The following is an 18510-nucleotide window of genomic DNA, read 5'->3' on the forward strand; positions in this document are numbered from 1 at the left end:
CACATCACGCAGGCGATCCATGCGCCGACTCCTCCGCAACCCGTCGCGCGTGTTGCGCGATCACCTCACCAAGAATGCCGTGCAACCGTCCGCAGTCGTTACAGCGCAGATTGTCGTCAAGCCGACGGCCTCCGCATTCGGCACACGTTCCCCGATCGGAGGGGTCGCGGTACGCCTCCAGCGCCCGGCACATCGCCCGGATCACATGATCACTGAGGGGGAAGACCGCCTCACCACCGGCAACGCGCACCCCCAGCAAGGCGGCCGGCACGGCTCCTGGCTCGGGATCGTAGGGTGCTACGCGCTCCACGAACTCGGCGACAACGGCGATGGGATCGAGCGGCTGGTTCACGGGTCCAAATTTAGGCCACCGAGCCCTATGATCGCCCGACCACCCGCGTCGAGAGGTCGGCAGTGAAAAAGCTCGCGGCAGTCGCAGTGCTCGCGGTGATCGGCACGTTCGCCCTTCTCGGGGTACGCCCACCGGCCGCCCGCCCGGCCGATGCCCCGGCCACCGAGTTCAGCGCCGCGCGGGCCTTCACCCACGTCCAGGCGATCGCCACCGGGCCGCACGTCACGGGCAGCGTGGCGAACGACGCGGTCCGCGAGCACATCGTCACCACCCTGCGCGGTCTCGGCCTCGATGCCCAGGTGCAGGACACGGTGTCCATCCAGGGCAGTCAGTTGTCCGCGAGCGCGGGCGGCGTCGGGCTGGCCCGGGTGCGCAACGTGGTCGCGCTCTGGCCCGGCACGGCGTCGACCGGCCGGCTCTTCGTGGTCGCGCACTACGACTCGGCGCAGACCGGCCCCGGCGGCAACGACGACGCGGCCGGCACCTCAGCGATCCTGGAGGCGGCCCGCGCGCTGACCGCCGGCCCGCGGCTGCGCAACGACGTGGTCTTCGTGCTCACCGACGCCGAGGAGGGCTGTCTCTGCGGCGCCAAGGCGTTCGTCGACCAGCACCCGCTCGCCCAGCAGGGTGGCGTGGTGCTCAACCTCGAGGCACGCGGCAGCAGCGGCCCGTCGATCATGTTCGAGACCGCGAAGGACAACGCGGGCCTGGTCGGCGCGTACGCGAAGGTGCCGTACCCGGTCGGCACGTCGTTCGCCGTCGAGATCTACCGGATGCTCCCGAACGACACCGACTTCACGGCGTTCCGCGAGAGGGGCTTCACGGGGCTCAACAGCGCGTACATCGACGGGGCAGCGGTTTATCACTCGCCGATGGACACACCGTCCGCCATGGACAAGGACAGCCTGCAGCATCACGGCGACAACCTGCTGGCGCTGACCCGCGACCTCGGGAACGCGGATCTTCCGGCGCTGCGCTCGGACGAGGACGCCACCTACTTCCCGGTGCCCTGGGGCCTGGTGGACTACCCCGGTTCGTGGACCTGGCCGCTGGCCGTGCTCGCGCTGGTGGCCGTCCTCGTGCTGGCGTGGCTCGCCCGCCGCCGTGGTCTCGCCTCGGCGCCCCGGCAGCTCGCCGCCTTCGGGTCGGCCCTGGTTCCGCTGCTCACGGCCCCGCTGCTGGCGCAGCTCCTCTGGATTTCGATCAAGATCATCCGCCCTGGGTACGCCGAACTGCCGATCGACCCGTACCGCCCGTGGTGGTACCGCCTTGCCGTCGTCGCGGTCGTCGCCGCCGTGGTCTTCGCCTGGTACGCCCTGCTGCGCCGCCGCCTAGGCCCGCTCGCCATGACCGTCGGCGCCCTCACCTGGCTGGCCCTGCTCGGCCTGGCGCTCGCGGCCTTCGCCCCCGGCGGCTCCTACCTGACCGTGCTCCCGGTTCTCGCGGGCGCGCTCACCGGCATCGCCTCGGTGCTGCTCAACGGTCGTCTCGCGGTGCTCTGGACAGCGCTGGGCGCGGCCGTCGCGGTCGTGATCCTGCTGCCCACCGCGGTGCTGTTCTTTCCGGCGATGGGCATGAACCTCGCCGCCGCGGGCGCGTTCATCGTCGTCCTGCTCGCCCTGGCCATCGTTCCGGTCATCGACCTCCTGCACCCGGCAGTCGTCCAGCGGCGTAACGCTGAGACCGTGGAGCCTGAGGTCGTCCGCACGCGTGGTGTCGTGGCCCTGCGCGCCCGCCGCCGTGGCGCGCTGCCCACCCTGGTCGCGCTGCTCGCGGTGATCGGGTGCGTGGCGACCGGCCTGGCCGTGGACCGTTTCGACCCGGCACACCCCGAGCCCACCCACCTGATGTACGCCCTCGACGCGGACACCGGCCAGGCCCGCTGGCTCAGCGCGTCGACCACCACGAGCGACTGGACGGCGCAGTACGTCAAGGGCGACCCGGCCCCGGTCACGGACACACTTCCGGCGTTCGGTGACGAGGAACTGCTCACCGGGCCGGCTCAGGCTGTTCCGCTGGCAGCCCCGCTACTGACCACGCTCAGTGACACAACGGCGGGCGGTGTGCGTACGGTCAAACTGCATGTGACCCCGCAGCGGCCGGACCGCCTGATCACCCTGCACGCCGCCAAGGACGCGGCAGTGACGGCCGCGACCGTCGGCGGCCAGAACGTGCCCACCGACCAGGTCGCGGGCGGGCCGTGGGGCTTCGGTTTCGTCTTCCACGCGCCGCCGGCCGCCGGCATCGACGTCACCCTGACCGTGCGCGGCACCGCCGAGCTCAAGCTGCGGGTGATGGACGCCAGCGACGGCCTCAGCGGCCTCCCAGGCTTTCATACCCGCCCGGCTGACGTGGGCATCGTCGGCTCGCACAGCTCCGAGATGCTCGCCGTGGCGAGGACCTACACGATCTAACGGCCTCGGCCGCGGCGACCGGTGGGGGCGTCGTGCCGGAAGTGCACGAACAGCCGCCCCCAGTTGTCGCCGTCCTTCTCGACCCGGTGGTAGAGCTGCTTGATGTCCTTCTGATCGAGGAACCGCAGCACCTTCTTCTTCAGGGCGCCGCTCCCCTTGCCGGGGATGATCTCGATCATCGCGGCCTTCTTCTGGATCGCCTCGTCGATGACGCCACGCAGGGCCTTGTCGATCTCGGTGCCCTTGTTGAAGATGTCGTGGAGATCCAGTTTGAGCTTCACCAGCCCAGATTACTCGGCGGCGTACTCCGTGCGGCCGCCGTTCTTGCCGACCCATGCCTCCGCCCGGCGCACCGCCTCGTCGTAGTCGTTGTGCCGGTGCATCGCCGCCGCCAGACGCAGGTGCGGTAACGCCTCGCTGAACCGGCCGGCCCGTTCCAGGGTGCGGCCGAGCACGTGGTGGGCGTAATGGTCGGACGGGTCCCGCTCGATCAGCGTGCGGAGTTGCTCCTCGGCGCGGTTCAGCTGGGCCGAGTTGAAGTAGGCCCGGGCCAGCAGAAGACGGACCGCCGCGTTGCCCGGCTCCGCCTCGACTATCGGCTCGAGCATCCGGGACGCCCCGAGGGGGTCACCGGACTCGAAGGTGAAATTTGCCCTGCGGTACTCCTCGAGAAGATCCACCAATGCGCTCCCCACGCTCGCTGGCGCCGCCGACTTGACCAACGCTGGCACAACTCCGTTCGAACGGCGAGTGTTCCGCGGCCTCAAGCTTCCCGACAAAACGCCGCATTCTGCAACCCTCGGGGCACACAATCTTGACGGTGGGGGACTATCCGCTGCATCTGGTTCAGGCCCCGATACGTCACCGGGGCAGCCCCGTCAAGGCCGCGCTCATCGGGGTCGTGACGCTGGCGATGTGTCTCCTCCTGGCCGGGGCGACACCACGGCCGCAGGCGCGCTCGGCGGCGTTCGCGATCCCCGGCATGACCGCGATCGGTTCGCCCCCGGCCGGGCCGTCGTGGGCGCCGGCCGCGACCACCGACCACGGGCTGCTCAGCATCGCGACCGCGGAGAAACAGCGGTTCGCGCTGCACACCGCGGGTGGTGACGTGACGTTCCTGCCCGGCATCAACCTGGGCAGCACCACCCCCGGTCACCAGCCCGGCGAGCTGTCGATCACCGCCGATCAGTACCGGACCTGGTTCGCGGCGATGGGCTGGCTGGGCCTGCGCGTCCTGCGGATCTACACGATCCACCCGCCCGCTTTCTACCGGGAACTGGCTCGCTACAACCTCGCCAACCCGGCGAGCCCGCTCTACCTGATGCAGGGCATCTACCTGCCCGACGAGTCCTACGTCCAGAAACAGAACGTCTACGACCCCGCTGTCACGAAGGCGTTCCAGGCGGAGATCAGGGATGCGAGTCTCGCGGTCCGGGGACGGCTGAGCCGGGAGCCGCTACGCGGCAGGGCGAGCGGGGTCTGGGACACCGATGTGACTCCCTGGCTCGCTTCGTGGATCATCGGCGTCGAGTTCGATCCGTACGCGGGCAGCGCGTCGGACACCCGCAACGCGGGCGCCCCAGCCGTGCGCGGCAAGTACTTCCGCAGCACCGCGCAGGCCTCCCCCACCGAGCGCTGGCTCGCCGCCCGGATGAACGAACTGGCGGGATACGAGGCGGCGGAGGGGGTCAGCGAGCCGATCGCGTTCGTGAACTGGCCGACGACGGATCCGCTGCGCCACCCCGACGAGCCGCTCGCGCAGGAGGACCTGTTCAACCTCGACGCCAACCACGTGCGCCCGACTGCGGACTGGCCGGCGGGGACGTTCGCGAGCTATCACGCGTACCCCTATTATCCCGATTTTCAAAGGCACGAACCCGCACTGCAACGCTATGTGTACGAGGGACGCACCGACCCGTACGCCGGGTACCTCGCGGCCCTCCGCGATCACCACAGGGACATGCCGACGCTGGTGACGGAGTTCGGCGTACCCTCCTCGATCGGCTCCGCCCACAACAGCCCGCTCGGCCGCACCCAGGGTGACCACAGCGAGCGGGAAGCCATGCGGATCGACGCCGAGCTGCTGCGCCTGATCAAAGATCAGGGCCTGGGCGGGGGTTTCCTGTTCGGCTGGGCGGACGAGTGGTTCAAGTTCACGTGGAACACCATCGAGCACCAGGACGCCGAACGCCGCCAGCTCTGGCACGACCCGCTGACCAACGAGCAGAACTTCGGCCTGATCGCGATGGACGCCGCGGGCTCCCCGGACGCTGCGCCGGAGTATCTGCTCGACGACGAGCACGCGTGGCCGGCCCAGCGGGTGATCGCACGGGTCGACGAGTCGTACGTCAATCTGCGGGTCGCCCTCGGCACTCCCCTGCCCAGCGCCGTAACCCTGGGATTCGACGTGCTGCCGGGGATCACCGGCCCACCCGCCCCGGGCACCGGCGACCGTGAATCCGACGCGGCGTTCGAACTCGACCTCGTCGCTCGCACCGGTCAGGCGTACCTGCGCCGCGAACTCGACCCGATGCCGCTGGACTACGCCGTCCCGCAATCCCAGCGTGGCCCGGCACCGCAGGGCTGGCGCCGCTTCGAACTGGTCGTCAACCGCGACCTGACCGTCCCCAGCACCGGCGAGAACCTCCCGGCCGAGCTGCAGAACGCGGGCGACCTGCGCTACGGCACACCGGCGGACGACAGCCGAGCCCTCTGGTACCGCGACGGCGACTCCCTGGTCGTGCGGGTGCCGTGGGCGATGCTCGGCTTCGCGGACCCGTCCAAGCACCGGGTCGGCGTACCCACCTCGGGAAAGCTGAAGCTGGTGGCGAGCCCCGGGGTCGGCGTCACAGTCTCGGCCACTGGCACGGACCAGCCGACCGGCCACGTCACCTGGACCAACTGGAACCGCGTCTATTACCAGGAACGCCTGAAACAGGGAGCCGACCAGTTCCGCGACGCCGCCCTGGAGACGACAACCGAATGAGCGAGCCTCAGCTACCTTGCTGATCATGAACGACGACTTCGACTGGCTATCGATCTTCGGCATCGTGATGCTGGTCGTCCTCCCCGTCCTCGCGGGCGCAGCGATGATCTTCTTCGGCATCCGCAGCTGGCTCCGCGCCCGCCGCCTGGCCGAGATCGGCACCCACGTCACCGCCACGGTCGTCGACAACCAGGAACACTCGAACAGCGACGGCCAGATCACCTACTACCCGGTGGTGACCTTCCGCACGACCGACGGCCGCGACATCAAGACGGCCCTGGATTCCAGCCCCAGCAACACCTCACACCTCACCGACAAACCGATCACCGTCATCTACGACCCCGCCGACCCCGACCACGCCACCACACCCGGCAGCCGTGCCGGCGGCGCCATCGTCATGGTCATCTTCGGCCTGCTCTTCATCGGCTTCGGGCTGCTCGCCTTCAACACGATCCATGCGACATCCGGCGCGGACTCCTTCGTCCCGGACGGCGACTGGAGCTGAACCAGTCGTTGACACCTAGGATTGCTATGCCTAGGGTTTCTGGGTATGGAGATACGCGGTCATCTCGACCTGCTTTTGCTGTCGGTGCTGGACAACGCCGGCCCGGTGCACGGTTACGCCGTGATCACCGCGCTGCGCGACAGCTCGGAGGGCGCCTTCGACCTGCCGGAGGGCACGGTCTATCCGGCGCTGCAACGCCTGGAGCGCGCGGGTCTGGTGGCCAGCCGCTGGGACGAGACGGCCGCGCGCCGGCGCCGGGTCTACGAGCTGACCGATGACGGCCGTCGCGCCCGGGCGGCCAAGAAGCAGGAGTGGCGTGGCTTTGTCGTCGGCGTCCAGGCCGTGATCGGGGGCCTCGCATGACCGCCACCGGGCCCGTCGAGCGGTATCTCGACGAGATGTTCGACCTGCTGAGCGGCACCGGCGCGGACGGGCGGCGACTGTTGATCGAGGCCGAGGAGCACCTCGCCGAGGCCGTCGCCGAGGGGCGGGCCCGCGGCCTGGACGACGAGGCCGCGGAGCGTCAGGCTGTCGACCGCTTCGGCGCGGCGAACACCATCGCCCGTCGCGTGCCGGGCAGCAGCGGGACCGTGCGGCTGTCGCTGCGGCGGCTGACGATCGGGGTCTGGGCACTCACCGGCACGGCATTGGCCTGGTACGGGCTGAGTGGCGCGCTGACCTGGCTGCTGAGCTGGCCGTGGACCCGGCTGCTGATCGCGACGGACCGGTTCGGCGGCCACCCGATGTGTTCGCCGCCGTGGATTCCGCCGGGCGAGGTCGACTGCGTGCGGCTGTATCAGCAGAACGACTTCCCCACCAGCTACCTTCCCCACCTGTTCATCGGGGGCATCGGAGTGGTGCTCGTCATCGCACTACTGATCCTGCGGCGATCCACCGCGCTCGGGGCTCCACTCTGGACGCCGAAACGCAGCGTCGTCGGCCTGGTGTTCGCGGTCCCGTTCGGCCTGGCCGGCGTGGCCCTCGTGCTGGAGGGGATCCAGGGCATAACGCTCGACGTTCAGTACTACACGCTGGGGGACCTCGTCGGCGGCCTGCTCGCGATCGCCGTCAGCGCGGTCGCACTACGACGGGCGTTTCGGCCCGGGGCGCCCCGCCTCGCTGCCCGCCGGCCTGTGACCGCGTAGCGAGGACCGTTTTGCCGATCGCGGTGCGCTGCTCCAGCGCCGTGTGCGCTTTCGCGGCGTCGGCGAGAGGCACGTGTGTCAGCAGTGGAATGGCAGCGTGGGAGACGCAGGCATCCAAGGCTCGTTGCAGCAGGCGACTCCGGTCCGGCGCGGTGACCGCGGGAAGTTCGAGAAGGTTGGTGATGCCGATGCCGCGGCGTTGGGCGTCGTCGGCATCGAACTCGGCGAACGTGCCCGCGCTGGTGCCATAGCTGATGATCCGGCCCCGGTCGGCGAGGAGTGCGAATCCCTGACGTCCGAGGGCTGCCCCGGCACCGTCGAACACCATCGTCGGGCCGTCAGGGAAGACCGTCTCGACCTGCGCGGTCCACTCCGCGGTGCCGTAGTCGACGACGTGGTTGATGCCGAGTTCGCGGAGCGCAGCGGTCTTCTCGGCACTTCTCGCGGCAGCAACCACCGGAACGCCTCGGTTCTGGAGCAGCTGTACCAGCAGCATCCCGGCCGCACCGGCGGCGGCGAGCACCAGTGCACGGTCATCGGCGGCGGGCGATGCGACATCGAGCAGTTGCTGGCTCGTGGGACCGTCGTTCAGCAGCGAGGTCGCCACATCCACCCCGATTCCGGGCGGCACCTCGGTGAGGACGTTCGCCGCGAGGACCGCTTGCCCCGCGTAGCCGCCGGTGGGCCCTTTCCCCGTCCCGGTGCCGCCGACGACCGATCGTCCGATCCAGCGCTCGTCGACGCCGGCGCCGACCGCACGCACGGTCCCGCCCACGCCGCCGCCGGGGATGTAGGGCACGTCGATATCGAAGAACTCCCGGAACTGACCGGCGCGGATCAGCCGGTCCAGCGTCCCGACATCGGAGAACGCGACATCCACGAGGACTTCGCCGCGTCCCGGCACCAGGTCGGCCTGATCCTCCAGCCGAAGGACATCGACCCCGCCGAACCGCCGCACCACGATTGCTCGCACCACAACTCCCTCACGTCGACGTGACCGAACCGTCCAGGTCACGCCGTCGACGCTAAAATCTCCCGTCGACGTGAGGTCCAGTGTGACGCCCGCCACGCACCGCCCTGCCTCATGCGCTCAACCGCTGGCGCGCGCGTCCCGAACATCGCGAATCACCAGGTCAAGGCGGTCCTGTGTGGCCGCCAGCTCCTGAACCTCACGAGCGAGGCGGTCACGTTCGGACAGCAGAGCGGCCAGCCGTTCATGGCCGGTGTCGTCGGGTCCGCTTTCCACACCGAGCGGGCAGACAGCGGAAATCATGCGGCTCGACAGGCCCGTGGCGAACATCCGCTGAATCATCCGCACGCGTTCCACCGCCGAATCGGGGTAGAGCCGGTGGCCACTGGCGGCGCGGGAAGCGCTCAGCAGATGCTGCTCCTCGTAGTAGCGGAGCGCGCGGACCGTCACCCCGGTCCGCGCGGCAAGATCGCCGATGCGCAGCATTCCGAGCCCCCGTTCTACCTGGCCGTACCCACACGTGAAGCCTGTGCCGTTGCGCGCCAGCCTTTGAACGCAGCGTAGAACTGGCTCGCCGCGATCCAGGTGAGGGGGAAGGACACCACGTCCCAGAAGCCGTCAACGTAGGTGTTGATCGCTACTCCGGCGACCGCGCAGGTGAGACCCAGAACGATCCGGCGGACGGTGGGGGTGGGCGTAGGCGAGTTTGATCTCGTGCCAGACCGGGCCGCGGCCGGGTTGTTCCGCTGCCAGGGCCTCCCACGGGATGGTCATGGTGCCGGCGGACTTCGCGGCTTCGATCCCGCTCGGGCGCAGGATCAGGCCGTGGCCGCCTGTGCACCGCATGACGGTAGGGCCCTCAACCTGGATGCAGTATCAGCCCAAACGGTCAGAAATTGCGGCCGTCGGCCGGCCCGTTGTCCCGGCGGTCAGGCATTGCGGCCGGCGGCGGGGACGTCGGCCAGGATGTCGCTGCTCACAATCGTGTCGGCGGCGCTGACCGTGGCGAAGGCCTGGTCGCCGATGCCCAGCCGGGTGACCAGGTTCGGGCCGGGGCCGAAGACCGCCGCCACAGCGAACACGGCGGCCACCGCGATGCCGGCCGTCCGGAGCTTGCGCTTCGGGGTGCTGCCGCCTTCGTAATAGCGGGGGGACATCTGAACCGGGGCGGTCGGGTCCGGCTTGGTCGGGGCCTCCTGCCAGGCCATGGGGTACGCGGTCCGGCTGATCATCATCTCCGTCATGGCAGCAACTGTGCGCAGCCTGCCCATCACTGCGCTGTGCGAAATCCGTGTCCTTCCTGTGCGCCGAACACACAGGTGCTACACAGGAAGTGGAAAGGCGGCGCAAAGCGTGGCCCGCAACAGTAGGGGCATGACGATGGCGAACGCAGACACCAGCAGCGAGCTCCGGCGGCCCGATGGGGGTCCCGTGCGGGTCCTCGTGGTCGACGACGAGCCCACGCTCGCGGAGCTGCTCTCGATGGCGTTGCGCTACGAGGGCTGGGAGGTGCGCAGCGCCGGAGACGGCCAGACCGCCGTCCGGACCGCGCGCGACTTCCGCCCCGACGCCGTCGTTCTCGACATGATGCTGCCCGACATCGACGGCCTCGAGGTGCTGCGCCGGCTGCGCGGGGAGTCCCCCGACGTGCCGGTGCTGTTCCTGACCGCGAAGGACTCGGTCGAGGACCGGATCACCGGGCTCACCGCCGGTGGTGACGACTACGTGACCAAGCCGTTCAGCCTGGAGGAGGTCGTCGCCCGGCTGCGGGGGCTTATGCGGCGGATGGGTCGCTCGCCGATGCGTACGGATTCCCAGCTCATCGTCGGTGACCTGAGCCTCGACGAGGACAGCCATGAGGTGCGCCGCGGCAGCGACCTGGTGACCCTGACCGCCACGGAGTTCGAGCTGCTGCGCTACCTGATGCGCAACCCGCGCCGGGTGCTGAGCAAGAGCCAGATCCTCGACCGGGTGTGGAACTACGACTTCGGGGGCCAGGCGAACGTCGTCGAGCTCTACATCTCGTACCTGCGGAAGAAGATCGACGCCGGCCGCCAGCCGATGATCCACACCATGCGCGGCGCGGGTTACGTCCTGAAGCCGGCCGACTGACATGGCGATCGCCGCACACCCCGCCCGCTGGCGCTCCCCAGCGGGCTGGTCGCTGCGCACCCGCTTGATCGCGGTCATGATCGCGCTGCTGACCGTGCTGGGCCTGGTCGTGGGCGGCACCGCCGAGATCTACCTGCACCGGACCCTCTACGCGCAGCTGGACGTGAAGCTGACCGAGACCGCCGACCGGGCGCAGGGTTTTTCCGGAGGCGGCAACGGCAACCCCAGTCCCTACGGCGGGCTTCCCAGGCAGGGCGGCGGCGGTGGTGACGAGCTCCGCAGCGGCCCCCCACCAGGTGCCGAGACCGGCTCGATTCTGCTGAACCTGGACTCGAACGGCATCAAGACCCTCGGCGGTGTTGTCGCGCTCGGCCAGAACGACGACGGCGACATCGTGAACCTCTACGCGTCTCTCCCGGCCGCAACCATCGCCCAGCTGTCCGCCGTCAATCCGAACAACACCGCGACCGACATCGACCTCGGCGGCGATCTTGGCGAGTATCGCGTCGTTTCCCGACTGAATTCCAAGGGCGGGAGGGTCATCGTTGCGCTGTCCCTCGGGAACACCAACTCGACGTTGATCACGATTGCGCTGGTCACGGGTGGGGCGGTGCTGATCACGCTGATCGCGGCGGGGTGGGCCGGGGCGGTGATCATCCGGCGCAATCTCAAACCGCTCAACCGGGTGGCGGCGACCGCGACCCGCGTCTCGGAACTCAAGCTCGACCGTGGCGAGGTCGAGCTGGCCCAGCGCGTGCCGTATGCGGACACCGACCCGCGTACCGAGGTGGGTGCGGTAGGCGCGGCCCTGAACCGGATGCTTGATCATGTGGGGAACGCGCTGGAAGCGCGGCATGCCAGCGAGATGCAGGTACGCCAATTCGTGGCGGACGCCAGCCACGAGTTGCGCACCCCCCTGGCAGCCATCCGCGGGTACGCCGAACTGAGCCGCCGCAGCCGCCAGCCCGTCCCCGACGAGATCGGCCACGTGCTGCGCCGCGTCGAGTCGGAGGCGCAGCGGATGACCGCGCTGGTCGAGGATCTGCTGCTGCTGGCTCGCCTGGACGCCGGCCGGCCGCTCGCGCACGAACCGGTCGACCTGACCATGCTGGTGGTGGACGCGGTGAGTGACGCGCACGCCGCCGGTCCGCGCCACGACTGGCAACTGGACCTGCCCGACGAGCCGGTGAGCGTGATCGGTGACGGGCAACGGTTGCATCAGGTGCTGGCGAATCTGCTGGCCAATGCGCGTACGCACACGCCCGAAGGCACCAGCGTGGTCGTCGGGGTCGGCGCTGAGGCGGACGCGGCCGTGATGCGGGTGACCGACTACGGCCCGGGCATCCCGGCCGAGCTGCAGCCGCACATCTTCGAGCGGTTCGCCCGCGGGGACAGCTCCCGCTCGCGGGCCGCCGGCAGCACCGGTCTCGGCCTGTCGATCGTGCACGCCGTGGTGACCGCCCACCGGGGCACGGTCGCGGTGCGCAGCATGCCGGGGCGCACGGAGTTCACCGTCCGGCTGCCGCTGACCGATTTCCTACCAGCCCAGCCGCAGTCCGTCCATCAGTACGTCCCGCAGGTCGTCCAGTAGAGCGGTGGCCGCCGCGCCGTCCGAGACGTGCAGCTGCAGCGGGATGGACGCACTGTCCCGGCCGACGAGCACGTCGAGGGCGCAGAGGGCACGACCGGCCAGCTCGCTGGTGACCTTGGGGCAGGCCGCCGCGCGCAGCCGGTCGTCGAGCCAGGGTCGGCCCTGGGCACCCGGCAGCCCCGCGGCGATCGCCGCGATCGCGGCCAGCGCCTGGGTCGCGGGTATCTCACCGAGCAGGACCTGCGGCGTCTCCCAGACCTTCAGCACCACCAGCGAAACGGCCTGACGGCGCTCCGCCGGGGGCAGGTCGGCGAGACCGTCGAGGAGGTACGGCGCGCTCGTCTCTTTCATACATCTCATGTCAGCACACGCAACTTGCATGTGCCCATACCCCGGGTGACGGACACAGTCCCCCGATTCATGGGCTAGCATGGCCGCGTGTCCCGTTGGTATTCGTGGTTTATGAGGCCGGCTCCGCCGGTGTCTCTGCCATGACTTCATGACCTGAGACACCCCGTAGGGCCGGCCGAGGCAGCGACATTCGTCGCTGCCTTTTCGTTTGTTACGAGCCGGCCCACGGCCCAGGGGAAGCCGGCCCCTGGGGAGCCGGCGGAGAGGACCCATCGCCATGACGATCCCCGAGGTACAGCGCGTCAGCGACCACCGCATCGAGTCGGTCGTGCCCCTGATGAGCCCCGCCCTGCTGCACCACGAGTTGCCGCTCACCCATGAGCTCTCGGCGAGCGTCTTAGAGAGCCGGCGCCAGGTCGAGGACGTGCTGAACGGCCGCGATCCGCGTCTGATGGTCGTTGTCGGGCCCTGCTCGGTGCACGACCCGGTCGCTGCCGCCGAGTACGCCGACCGGCTGCGCGACCAGGCCGAACGGCTCTCCGACGACCTGCTGATCGTGATGCGGGTGTACTTCGAGAAGCCGCGCTCCACCGTCGGCTGGAAGGGCCTGATCAACGACCCGGAGCTGGACGGTACGGGTGACGTGAGCAAGGGGCTGCGCGTAGCCCGGGCGCTGCTGCTGCAGGTGCTCGAGCGGGGGCTGCCGGTCGCCGTCGAATTCCTCGACCCGATCACGCCGCAGTACATCGCGGACACCGTGGCGTGGGGTGCGATCGGTGCCCGTACGGTGGAATCGCAGGTCCACCGGCAGCTCGCCTCGGGTCTCTCCATGCCGATCGGCATGAAGAACCGCCCCGACGGCAGCATCGGCACCGCGATCGACGCGATCAACGCCGCGGCCGCGAAGCACGTCTTCCCCGGCATCGACGTCTCGGGAACGCCCGCGATCATGCACACCACCGGAAACCCGGACGCCCACCTGGTGCTGCGTGGCGGCAAGGGGCCGAACTACAGCGCCGAGGACGTCAACGCCTCGCTGACGCTGCTGCGCGAGGCCGGGCTCCCGGAACGGGTCGTGGTCGACTGCTCGCACGGCAACAGCAACAAGGACCACCTGCGCCAGCCGATCGTGGCGGACGACATCGCGGGCCAGCTCGAGGCCGGCCAGCACGGCATCCGCGGCGTCATGCTGGAGAGCTTCCTGGTGCCGGGCCGGCAGGACCTGGGCGGCGACCTCACGTACGGCCAGAGTGTCACCGACGCGTGCATGGGCTGGGACCCCACGGTGGAGGTGCTGGAGCGGCTCGCAGCCGCCTCGGCGAAGCGCCGCGCGGGCTGACCCACACTCACAGGGGCCGCACAGTAAGGGCATAAGGGGCCGACAGGCAGGCGGAAGAAGGTACGGAAGTCAGCATGCTTCCGCCTGCCGTAAGGAACCTTTGATGACCTCGACGTTGCCCGTACCGGAGACGGCCCCGGTCGTGGAGCCCTCGTCGCCCGCACCTCCACCGGTTCAGATCCGGTCCCGCTGGTCCACGGTCCTGCGCGGCCCCGCCACGGACGCGAGCTGGGTGCGGCCATCGCTCATCGGCCTGCTCGTGGTCACCGCGGTGCTCTACATCTGGGACCTCGGTGCCTCGGGCTGGAGCAACGCGTTCTACTCCGCGGCGGTCCAGGCCGGCTCCAAGAGCTGGGAGGCGTTCTTCTTCGGCTCGTCCGACGCGGCGAACTCGATCACCGTGGACAAGACCCCGGCGTCGCTGTGGATCATGGAGATCTCGGTACGCATCTTCGGGCTGAGCTCGTGGAGCATCCTCGTCCCCGAGGCGCTGATGGGCGTCGCCTCGGTCGGGCTGCTCTTCGCGACCGTCAAGCGCTGGTTCGGCCCCGCGGCCGGCCTGATCGCGGGCGCTGTGCTGGCGCTGACCCCGATCGCGGTGCTGATGTTCCGCTTCAACAACCCGGACGCCATGCTCGTGCTGTTGATGATCGCGGGGGCGTACGCCACGCTGCGGGCCGTCGAGAACGGCTCGACCAAGTGGCTGATGTTCGCGGGCGCCCTCGTCGGTCTGGGCTTCCTGACCAAGATGCTGCAGGCATTGCTGGTGGTCCCCGCGTACGGCCTCGCGTACCTGATCGCCGGTCCGCCGAAGCTCGGCAAGCGTCTCCTGCAACTGCTGCTCGCCGTCGTCGCCCTCGTCGTCTCGGCCGGCTGGTACATCGCGATCGTCGAGCTGGTCCCCGCCTCGATGCGGCCCTACATCGGCGGCTCGCAGAACAACAGCCTGCTCGAACTGACCCTCGGCTACAACGGCCTGGGCCGGCTCAACGGTGAGGAGACCGGCAGCGTCGGCGGTGGCGGAGGTGGCACCGGCGGTGGCATGTGGGGCGAAACCGGGATCACCCGGATGTTCGACACGTCGCAGGGCGGTCAGATCTCCTGGCTGCTGCCCGCCGCGCTGATCGTGCTGGTCGGCGGGCTCGTGCTGACCGCCCGCGCCGTACGCACCGACAAGCTGCGCGCAGCCCTGGTCCTCTGGGGCACGTGGCTGGTCGGCACCGGCCTGGTCTTCAGCTTCATGCAGGGCATCTTCCACGCGTACTACACCGTGGCACTCGCTCCGGCGGTCGGCGCGGTCGTCGGGATGGGCTCGGTCCTGCTGTGGCGCGCCCGGCGCAACCCGTTCGCCGCGGGCACTCTCGCGGTGGCGATCGGCGTGACCGCGTGGTGGTCGTTCCACATGCTCGGCTGGAGCCCGGACTTCGTGCCGTGGCTGCGCTGGGTCGTGCTGATCCTCGGGCTCGTGGCGGCGGTCGGCGTGCTGGCCTCGCTGCGGCTGCCGGCGAACATCGCGCTGTTCGCCGCCGGGGGTGCGCTGATCGCGCTGCTGGCCGGGCCGGCGGCGTACGCGGTGCAGACGGCTTCGGAGCCGCACACCGGTTCCATCCCGACGGCCGGGCCCTCGGTGCAGAGCGGCGGTGGGTTCGGCGGTGGTGGTGGCGGTCGTGGCGGGCCCGGTGGTGGTGGCGGCAACCGGGGTGGCGGCGGCTTCCCGGGCGGCGGCGGCCAGGGCGGCTTCCCCGGCGGCACCCAGCAGGGCGGCGGCACCCAAGGCGGCACTGGCACCCAGCAAGGCGGGACCGGCACGCAGCAAGGCTTCCCCGGCGGTAACGGTGGTGGCGGGATGCGTGGGGGTGGCGGCATGGGCGGGCTGCTCGACGCGGCGACCGTCAGCGATGCGATGAAGACGCTGCTCGAGACGAATGCTGACCAGTTCACCTGGGTCGCGGCGGCCGTGGGTTCGCAGAACGCGTCCGGCTACCAGCTGGCCACCGAGAAGCCCGTCATGGCGGTCGGCGGCTTCAACGGCAGTGACCCGTCACCGACGCTGGCGCAGTTCAAGCAGTACGTGGCCGACGGAAAGATCCACTACTTCATCGGCGGCAGTGGCGGCGGCTTCGGCGGCGGCAACAGCAGCGGCGGCAGCAACGACAGCTCGCAGATCTCCACGTGGGTGTCGGAGAACTACCAGTCGCAGACCGTCGACAACGTGACGATCTACGACCTCACCGCACCGGTCTCGTAAGCACCGGACAGGCATCGAAGGCGGCTCCCGATCCGGGGGCCGCCTTCGGCGTACGAGGCGTATGAACAGCGAGGAAACCGTGAGACGCGCTCACGTCGGGGCCACCAGGCTGGTTGAGGTGAGCACTCACAGGCCCGCCACAGGCGCGACACATTGCGGGCAAAGGCCCGGCGGCGAACTTAGGGGCATGAGCCTCTCCACGCTGCCTGTGCACGAGTCGGGTCCGGTCGGGGTCGTCGCCCCCGTGCTCGACGTGGTGGTCCCGGTCTACAACGAGGAAATCGACCTCGAGCCCTGCGTACGCCGGCTGCACGCCTACCTGGCGACCGAGTTCCCGTACCGGTTCCGGATCACCATCGCGGACAACGCGAGCACCGACTCGACGGCGGACGTGGCACGGCGGCTCACCGACAGCCTGCGTGAGGTCAGCTGGGTGCACCTGCCTCAGAAGGGCCGGGGGCGCGCGCTGAACTACGTGTGGACGCACTCGGACGCGGCTGTCCTCGCGTACATGGATGTGGATCTCTCGACCGACCTTGGCGCTCTCCTGCCGCTCGTCGCCCCGCTCATCTCGGGCCACTCGGACCTCGCGATCGGCTCGCGCCTGGCCCGCGGCTCCCGGGTGGTCCGCGGCGCGAAGCGCGAGTTCATCTCCCGCAGCTACAACCTCATCCTGCGCAGCACCCTCAGCGCCCGCTTCTCCGACGCCCAGTGCGGCTTCAAGGCCATCCGCGCCGACGTCGCCGAGCGCCTGCTACCCATGGTCGAGGACACCGGCTGGTTCTTCGACACCGAGATGCTGGTCCTCGCCGAGCGCGCCGGCCTGCGCATCCACGAGGTCCCGGTCGACTGGGTGGACGACCCGGACAGCCGCGTCGACATCGTCGCGACAGCCATGGCCGATCTGCGCGGCATCGCCCGGCTGACCCGCGCCCTGGGCACCGGCCGGCTCCCCCTCGCCGCCCTGCGCGAACAGCTCGGCCGCAACCCGCTCCCGGTCGCCGGTGTCCCCGCCGGGCTGACCGGCCAGATCCTGCGCTTCGCCGCGGTCGGCGTCGCGAGCACCCTGGCCTACCTGGCGCTCTACGCCATCCTCCGGGACGGCATGGGCGCCCAGTGGGCCAACCTGATCGCCCTGCTGGTCACCGCGATCGCCAACACGGCCGTCAACCGCCGCGTCACCTTCCGGGTCCGCGGCAGCGACGGCGCCTGGCGCCACCAGGCCCAGGGCCTCGTCGTCTTCGGCATCGGCCTGGGCCTGACCTCGGGCTCACTCGCCCTGCTACACCTGATGACCAGCCCACCCACCTACGTGGAACTCGGCGTCCTCGTCATCGCCAACCTCATCGCCACCGGCGTCCGCTTCCTCCTCATGCGCATCTGGGTCTTCCGCGCCACCCGAGGAGCCCACGCCTCAGCCTGAACGCCGCAGCCCTGGCCGGCGGCGGGCCGGGACGCCGCAGGCCGGGGTCGGGACGCCGCAGGAAGTTGCGGTGCTGCGAGTCTCGGCGCAACTTCGTGCCCGGGGCGCGACGTTGCCGCCCTCGCCACCTCAGGGCAAACAAATCAGCGGCTCGGAACGTTAGGGCGCATCTGATGGATCACGTGCTGGCGGAACGCGGCCGCGGCCGGGCTGAGCCGGCGGCCGCGGCGGCTCAGCAGGCCGATGCCGGGATGCTCGGGTGCCTGGTCGAGCGGAACGACCCGCACGGGCGGCCCGGGTGAGCGGGCCGTGGAGCCCGCCATTACGGCGACGCCCAGACCGGCGCTGACCAGGGCCCGGATCTCGCCCGGCCCGGACGCCTCGAACGGCACGGCCGGCTCGAACCCCGCGGCGGTGGCAGCCTCGTGCAGGATCGCCCGCAGCCCGCTCCCCGGCGGAAGGCAGACGAACGGCTCGTCACGCAGCCCGCCGGCCGGGTGCCCGAGCGGTGTCACCAGGACGACGTCCTCGGCGGCGAGCATCCGCACGGTGTAGCGATCGGCCAGATCGGCGTGCACCGGCCCCAGCACGAGGTCGACCTCGCCCCGGTCCAGGCCACCGAGCAGCTCCGCCACGAGGCCGGTCCGCAGCGACAGGGCGATTCCCGGGTGGCGCCGGTGGAACGTCGCGAGCGCGCCCCCCAGGTCCACGGTCCCGAGCACTTCGGTTGCCCCTACGGCGAGCCGGCCGCGGAGCACGGCGCCGACCTGCGCCACGTCGTCGCGGACGCCGTCCAGCTCGCCGAGGATCCGTTTCGCCCTGGCCAGGAGCAGCTCTCCCGCCGCGGTCAGCGCGATGCGCCGGGTCGTGCGCGTCAGCAGGGTCACGCCGAGCTCGGTCTCCAGCAGGCGGATCTGCGCGGAGACGGCCGGTTGAGCGATGTGCAGGTCCGCGGCGGCGCGGGTGAAACTCCCGTGGCGCACCACCGCCTCGAAGTACACCAGCTGCCGAAGCTCCATCGATTCAGAATGTCGCGCGATAAGTCCCAGCACAACTACGTCTTGGACTTATGAC

General features: G+C 70.1%; 18 protein-coding genes. 10 read left to right on the forward strand and 8 right to left on the reverse strand.

Annotated elements, in window-relative coordinates; translation table 11 throughout:
* Positions 1 to 4: 4 nt before the first annotated feature.
* Positions 5 to 352 (reverse strand): hypothetical protein, encoded by a 348-nt coding sequence (locus Ahu01nite_RS11800; RefSeq protein WP_203836520.1) that lies wholly within the window; start codon positions 350 to 352, stop codon positions 5 to 7.
* A gap of 62 nt (positions 353 to 414) precedes the next feature.
* On the opposite strand from Ahu01nite_RS11800, the gene Ahu01nite_RS11805 reads away from it, so the two are divergent.
* The gene (locus tag Ahu01nite_RS11805) at positions 415 to 2766 is read left to right on the forward strand and encodes a M28 family peptidase (protein ID WP_203836521.1); all 2352 of its coding nucleotides are present in this window, start codon (positions 415 to 417) and stop codon (positions 2764 to 2766) included.
* On the opposite strand, the gene Ahu01nite_RS11810 is transcribed toward Ahu01nite_RS11805, so the two are convergent.
* Together Ahu01nite_RS11810 and Ahu01nite_RS11815 are read right to left on the reverse strand one after the other, a co-directional pair.
* Positions 2763 to 3047 (reverse strand): Smr/MutS family protein, encoded by a 285-nt coding sequence (locus Ahu01nite_RS11810; protein WP_203836522.1) that lies wholly within the window; start codon positions 3045 to 3047, stop codon positions 2763 to 2765. The genes Ahu01nite_RS11805 and Ahu01nite_RS11810 overlap by 4 nt on opposite strands.
* A gap of 9 nt (positions 3048 to 3056) precedes the next feature.
* Entirely contained in the window at positions 3057 to 3446 is a 390-nt protein-coding gene (locus Ahu01nite_RS11815; protein ID WP_203836523.1) for a tetratricopeptide repeat protein, read from the reverse strand.
* 140 nt (positions 3447 to 3586) lie between these two features.
* Here Ahu01nite_RS11815 and Ahu01nite_RS50330 point away from each other — a divergent pair, with 140 nt between their 5' ends.
* From Ahu01nite_RS50330 to Ahu01nite_RS11835, 4 genes are read left to right on the forward strand one after another with little or no spacing between them, the layout of a single operon-like run.
* Complete coding sequence (locus tag Ahu01nite_RS50330) at positions 3587 to 5752, forward strand: hypothetical protein (RefSeq protein WP_239158789.1); 2166 nt, start codon at positions 3587 to 3589, stop codon at positions 5750 to 5752.
* 25 nt (positions 5753 to 5777) lie between these two features.
* Positions 5778 to 6257 carry a DUF3592 domain-containing protein gene (locus tag Ahu01nite_RS11825; RefSeq protein ID WP_203836524.1) on the forward strand — a complete coding sequence of 160 codons (480 nt, stop codon included), beginning with the start codon at positions 5778 to 5780 and terminating at the stop codon, positions 6255 to 6257.
* A gap of 45 nt (positions 6258 to 6302) precedes the next feature.
* Complete coding sequence (locus tag Ahu01nite_RS11830) at positions 6303 to 6620, forward strand: PadR family transcriptional regulator (RefSeq protein ID WP_203836525.1); 318 nt, start codon at positions 6303 to 6305, stop codon at positions 6618 to 6620.
* Positions 6617 to 7402 (forward strand): permease prefix domain 1-containing protein, encoded by a 786-nt coding sequence (locus Ahu01nite_RS11835; protein WP_203836526.1) that lies wholly within the window; start codon positions 6617 to 6619, stop codon positions 7400 to 7402. Before Ahu01nite_RS11830 ends, Ahu01nite_RS11835 begins: the two co-directional genes overlap by 4 nt.
* On the opposite strand, the gene Ahu01nite_RS11840 is transcribed toward Ahu01nite_RS11835, so the two are convergent.
* From Ahu01nite_RS11840 to Ahu01nite_RS11850, 3 genes are all read right to left on the reverse strand, one after another.
* Entirely contained in the window at positions 7326 to 8375 is a 1050-nt protein-coding gene (locus Ahu01nite_RS11840) for a zinc-binding dehydrogenase (protein ID WP_203836527.1), read from the reverse strand. The two genes, Ahu01nite_RS11835 and Ahu01nite_RS11840, sit on opposite strands and share 77 nt — an antisense overlap.
* A 117-nt stretch (positions 8376 to 8492) precedes the next feature.
* Positions 8493 to 8858, reverse strand: a complete 366-nt coding sequence (locus Ahu01nite_RS11845; protein ID WP_307794521.1) for a MerR family transcriptional regulator — start codon at positions 8856 to 8858, stop codon at positions 8493 to 8495.
* A 443-nt stretch (positions 8859 to 9301) separates the two neighbouring features.
* Positions 9302 to 9616 carry a hypothetical protein gene (locus tag Ahu01nite_RS11850; protein ID WP_203836528.1) on the reverse strand — a complete coding sequence of 105 codons (315 nt, stop codon included), beginning with the start codon at positions 9614 to 9616 and terminating at the stop codon, positions 9302 to 9304.
* A gap of 130 nt (positions 9617 to 9746) precedes the next feature.
* Here Ahu01nite_RS11850 and Ahu01nite_RS11855 point away from each other — a divergent pair, with 130 nt between their 5' ends.
* Both Ahu01nite_RS11855 and Ahu01nite_RS11860 read left to right on the forward strand, forming a co-directional pair.
* Entirely contained in the window at positions 9747 to 10484 is a 738-nt protein-coding gene (locus Ahu01nite_RS11855) for a response regulator transcription factor (protein WP_203836529.1), read from the forward strand.
* Between the two features lies 1 nt (position 10485).
* A complete protein-coding gene (locus Ahu01nite_RS11860; RefSeq protein ID WP_203836530.1) occupies positions 10486 to 12075 on the forward strand; it encodes a sensor histidine kinase in 1590 nt (529 codons plus the stop codon).
* Here the strand turns inward: Ahu01nite_RS11860 and Ahu01nite_RS11865 are convergent.
* Complete coding sequence (locus Ahu01nite_RS11865; protein ID WP_203836531.1) at positions 12022 to 12426, reverse strand: hypothetical protein; 405 nt, start codon at positions 12424 to 12426, stop codon at positions 12022 to 12024. The genes Ahu01nite_RS11860 and Ahu01nite_RS11865 overlap by 54 nt on opposite strands.
* A gap of 277 nt (positions 12427 to 12703) precedes the next feature.
* Between Ahu01nite_RS11865 and Ahu01nite_RS11870 the strand changes: the two genes are divergently transcribed.
* The 3 genes from Ahu01nite_RS11870 (at position 12704) to Ahu01nite_RS11880 (ending at position 17436) form a co-directional block, all read left to right on the forward strand.
* On the forward strand, positions 12704 to 13765 hold the full coding sequence (locus tag Ahu01nite_RS11870; protein WP_203836532.1) for a 3-deoxy-7-phosphoheptulonate synthase: 1062 nt from the start codon (positions 12704 to 12706) through the stop codon (positions 13763 to 13765).
* A 103-nt stretch (positions 13766 to 13868) separates the two neighbouring features.
* Positions 13869 to 16013, forward strand: coding sequence for a glycosyltransferase family 39 protein (locus tag Ahu01nite_RS11875; protein ID WP_203836533.1), 2145 nt, complete (start codon positions 13869 to 13871; stop codon positions 16011 to 16013).
* A gap of 187 nt (positions 16014 to 16200) precedes the next feature.
* Positions 16201 to 17436 (forward strand): bifunctional glycosyltransferase family 2/GtrA family protein, encoded by a 1236-nt coding sequence (locus tag Ahu01nite_RS11880; RefSeq protein ID WP_203836534.1) that lies wholly within the window; start codon positions 16201 to 16203, stop codon positions 17434 to 17436.
* A gap of 143 nt (positions 17437 to 17579) precedes the next feature.
* Here the strand turns inward: Ahu01nite_RS11880 and Ahu01nite_RS11885 are convergent, their stop codons facing one another.
* Positions 17580 to 18455, reverse strand: coding sequence for a LysR family transcriptional regulator (locus tag Ahu01nite_RS11885; RefSeq protein WP_203836535.1), 876 nt, complete (start codon positions 18453 to 18455; stop codon positions 17580 to 17582).
* Positions 18456 to 18510 lie beyond the last annotated feature (55 nt).

Source organism: Winogradskya humida (assembly GCF_016862215.1).
In the GTDB taxonomy this organism is placed as follows: domain Bacteria; phylum Actinomycetota; class Actinomycetes; order Mycobacteriales; family Micromonosporaceae; genus Actinoplanes; species Actinoplanes humidus.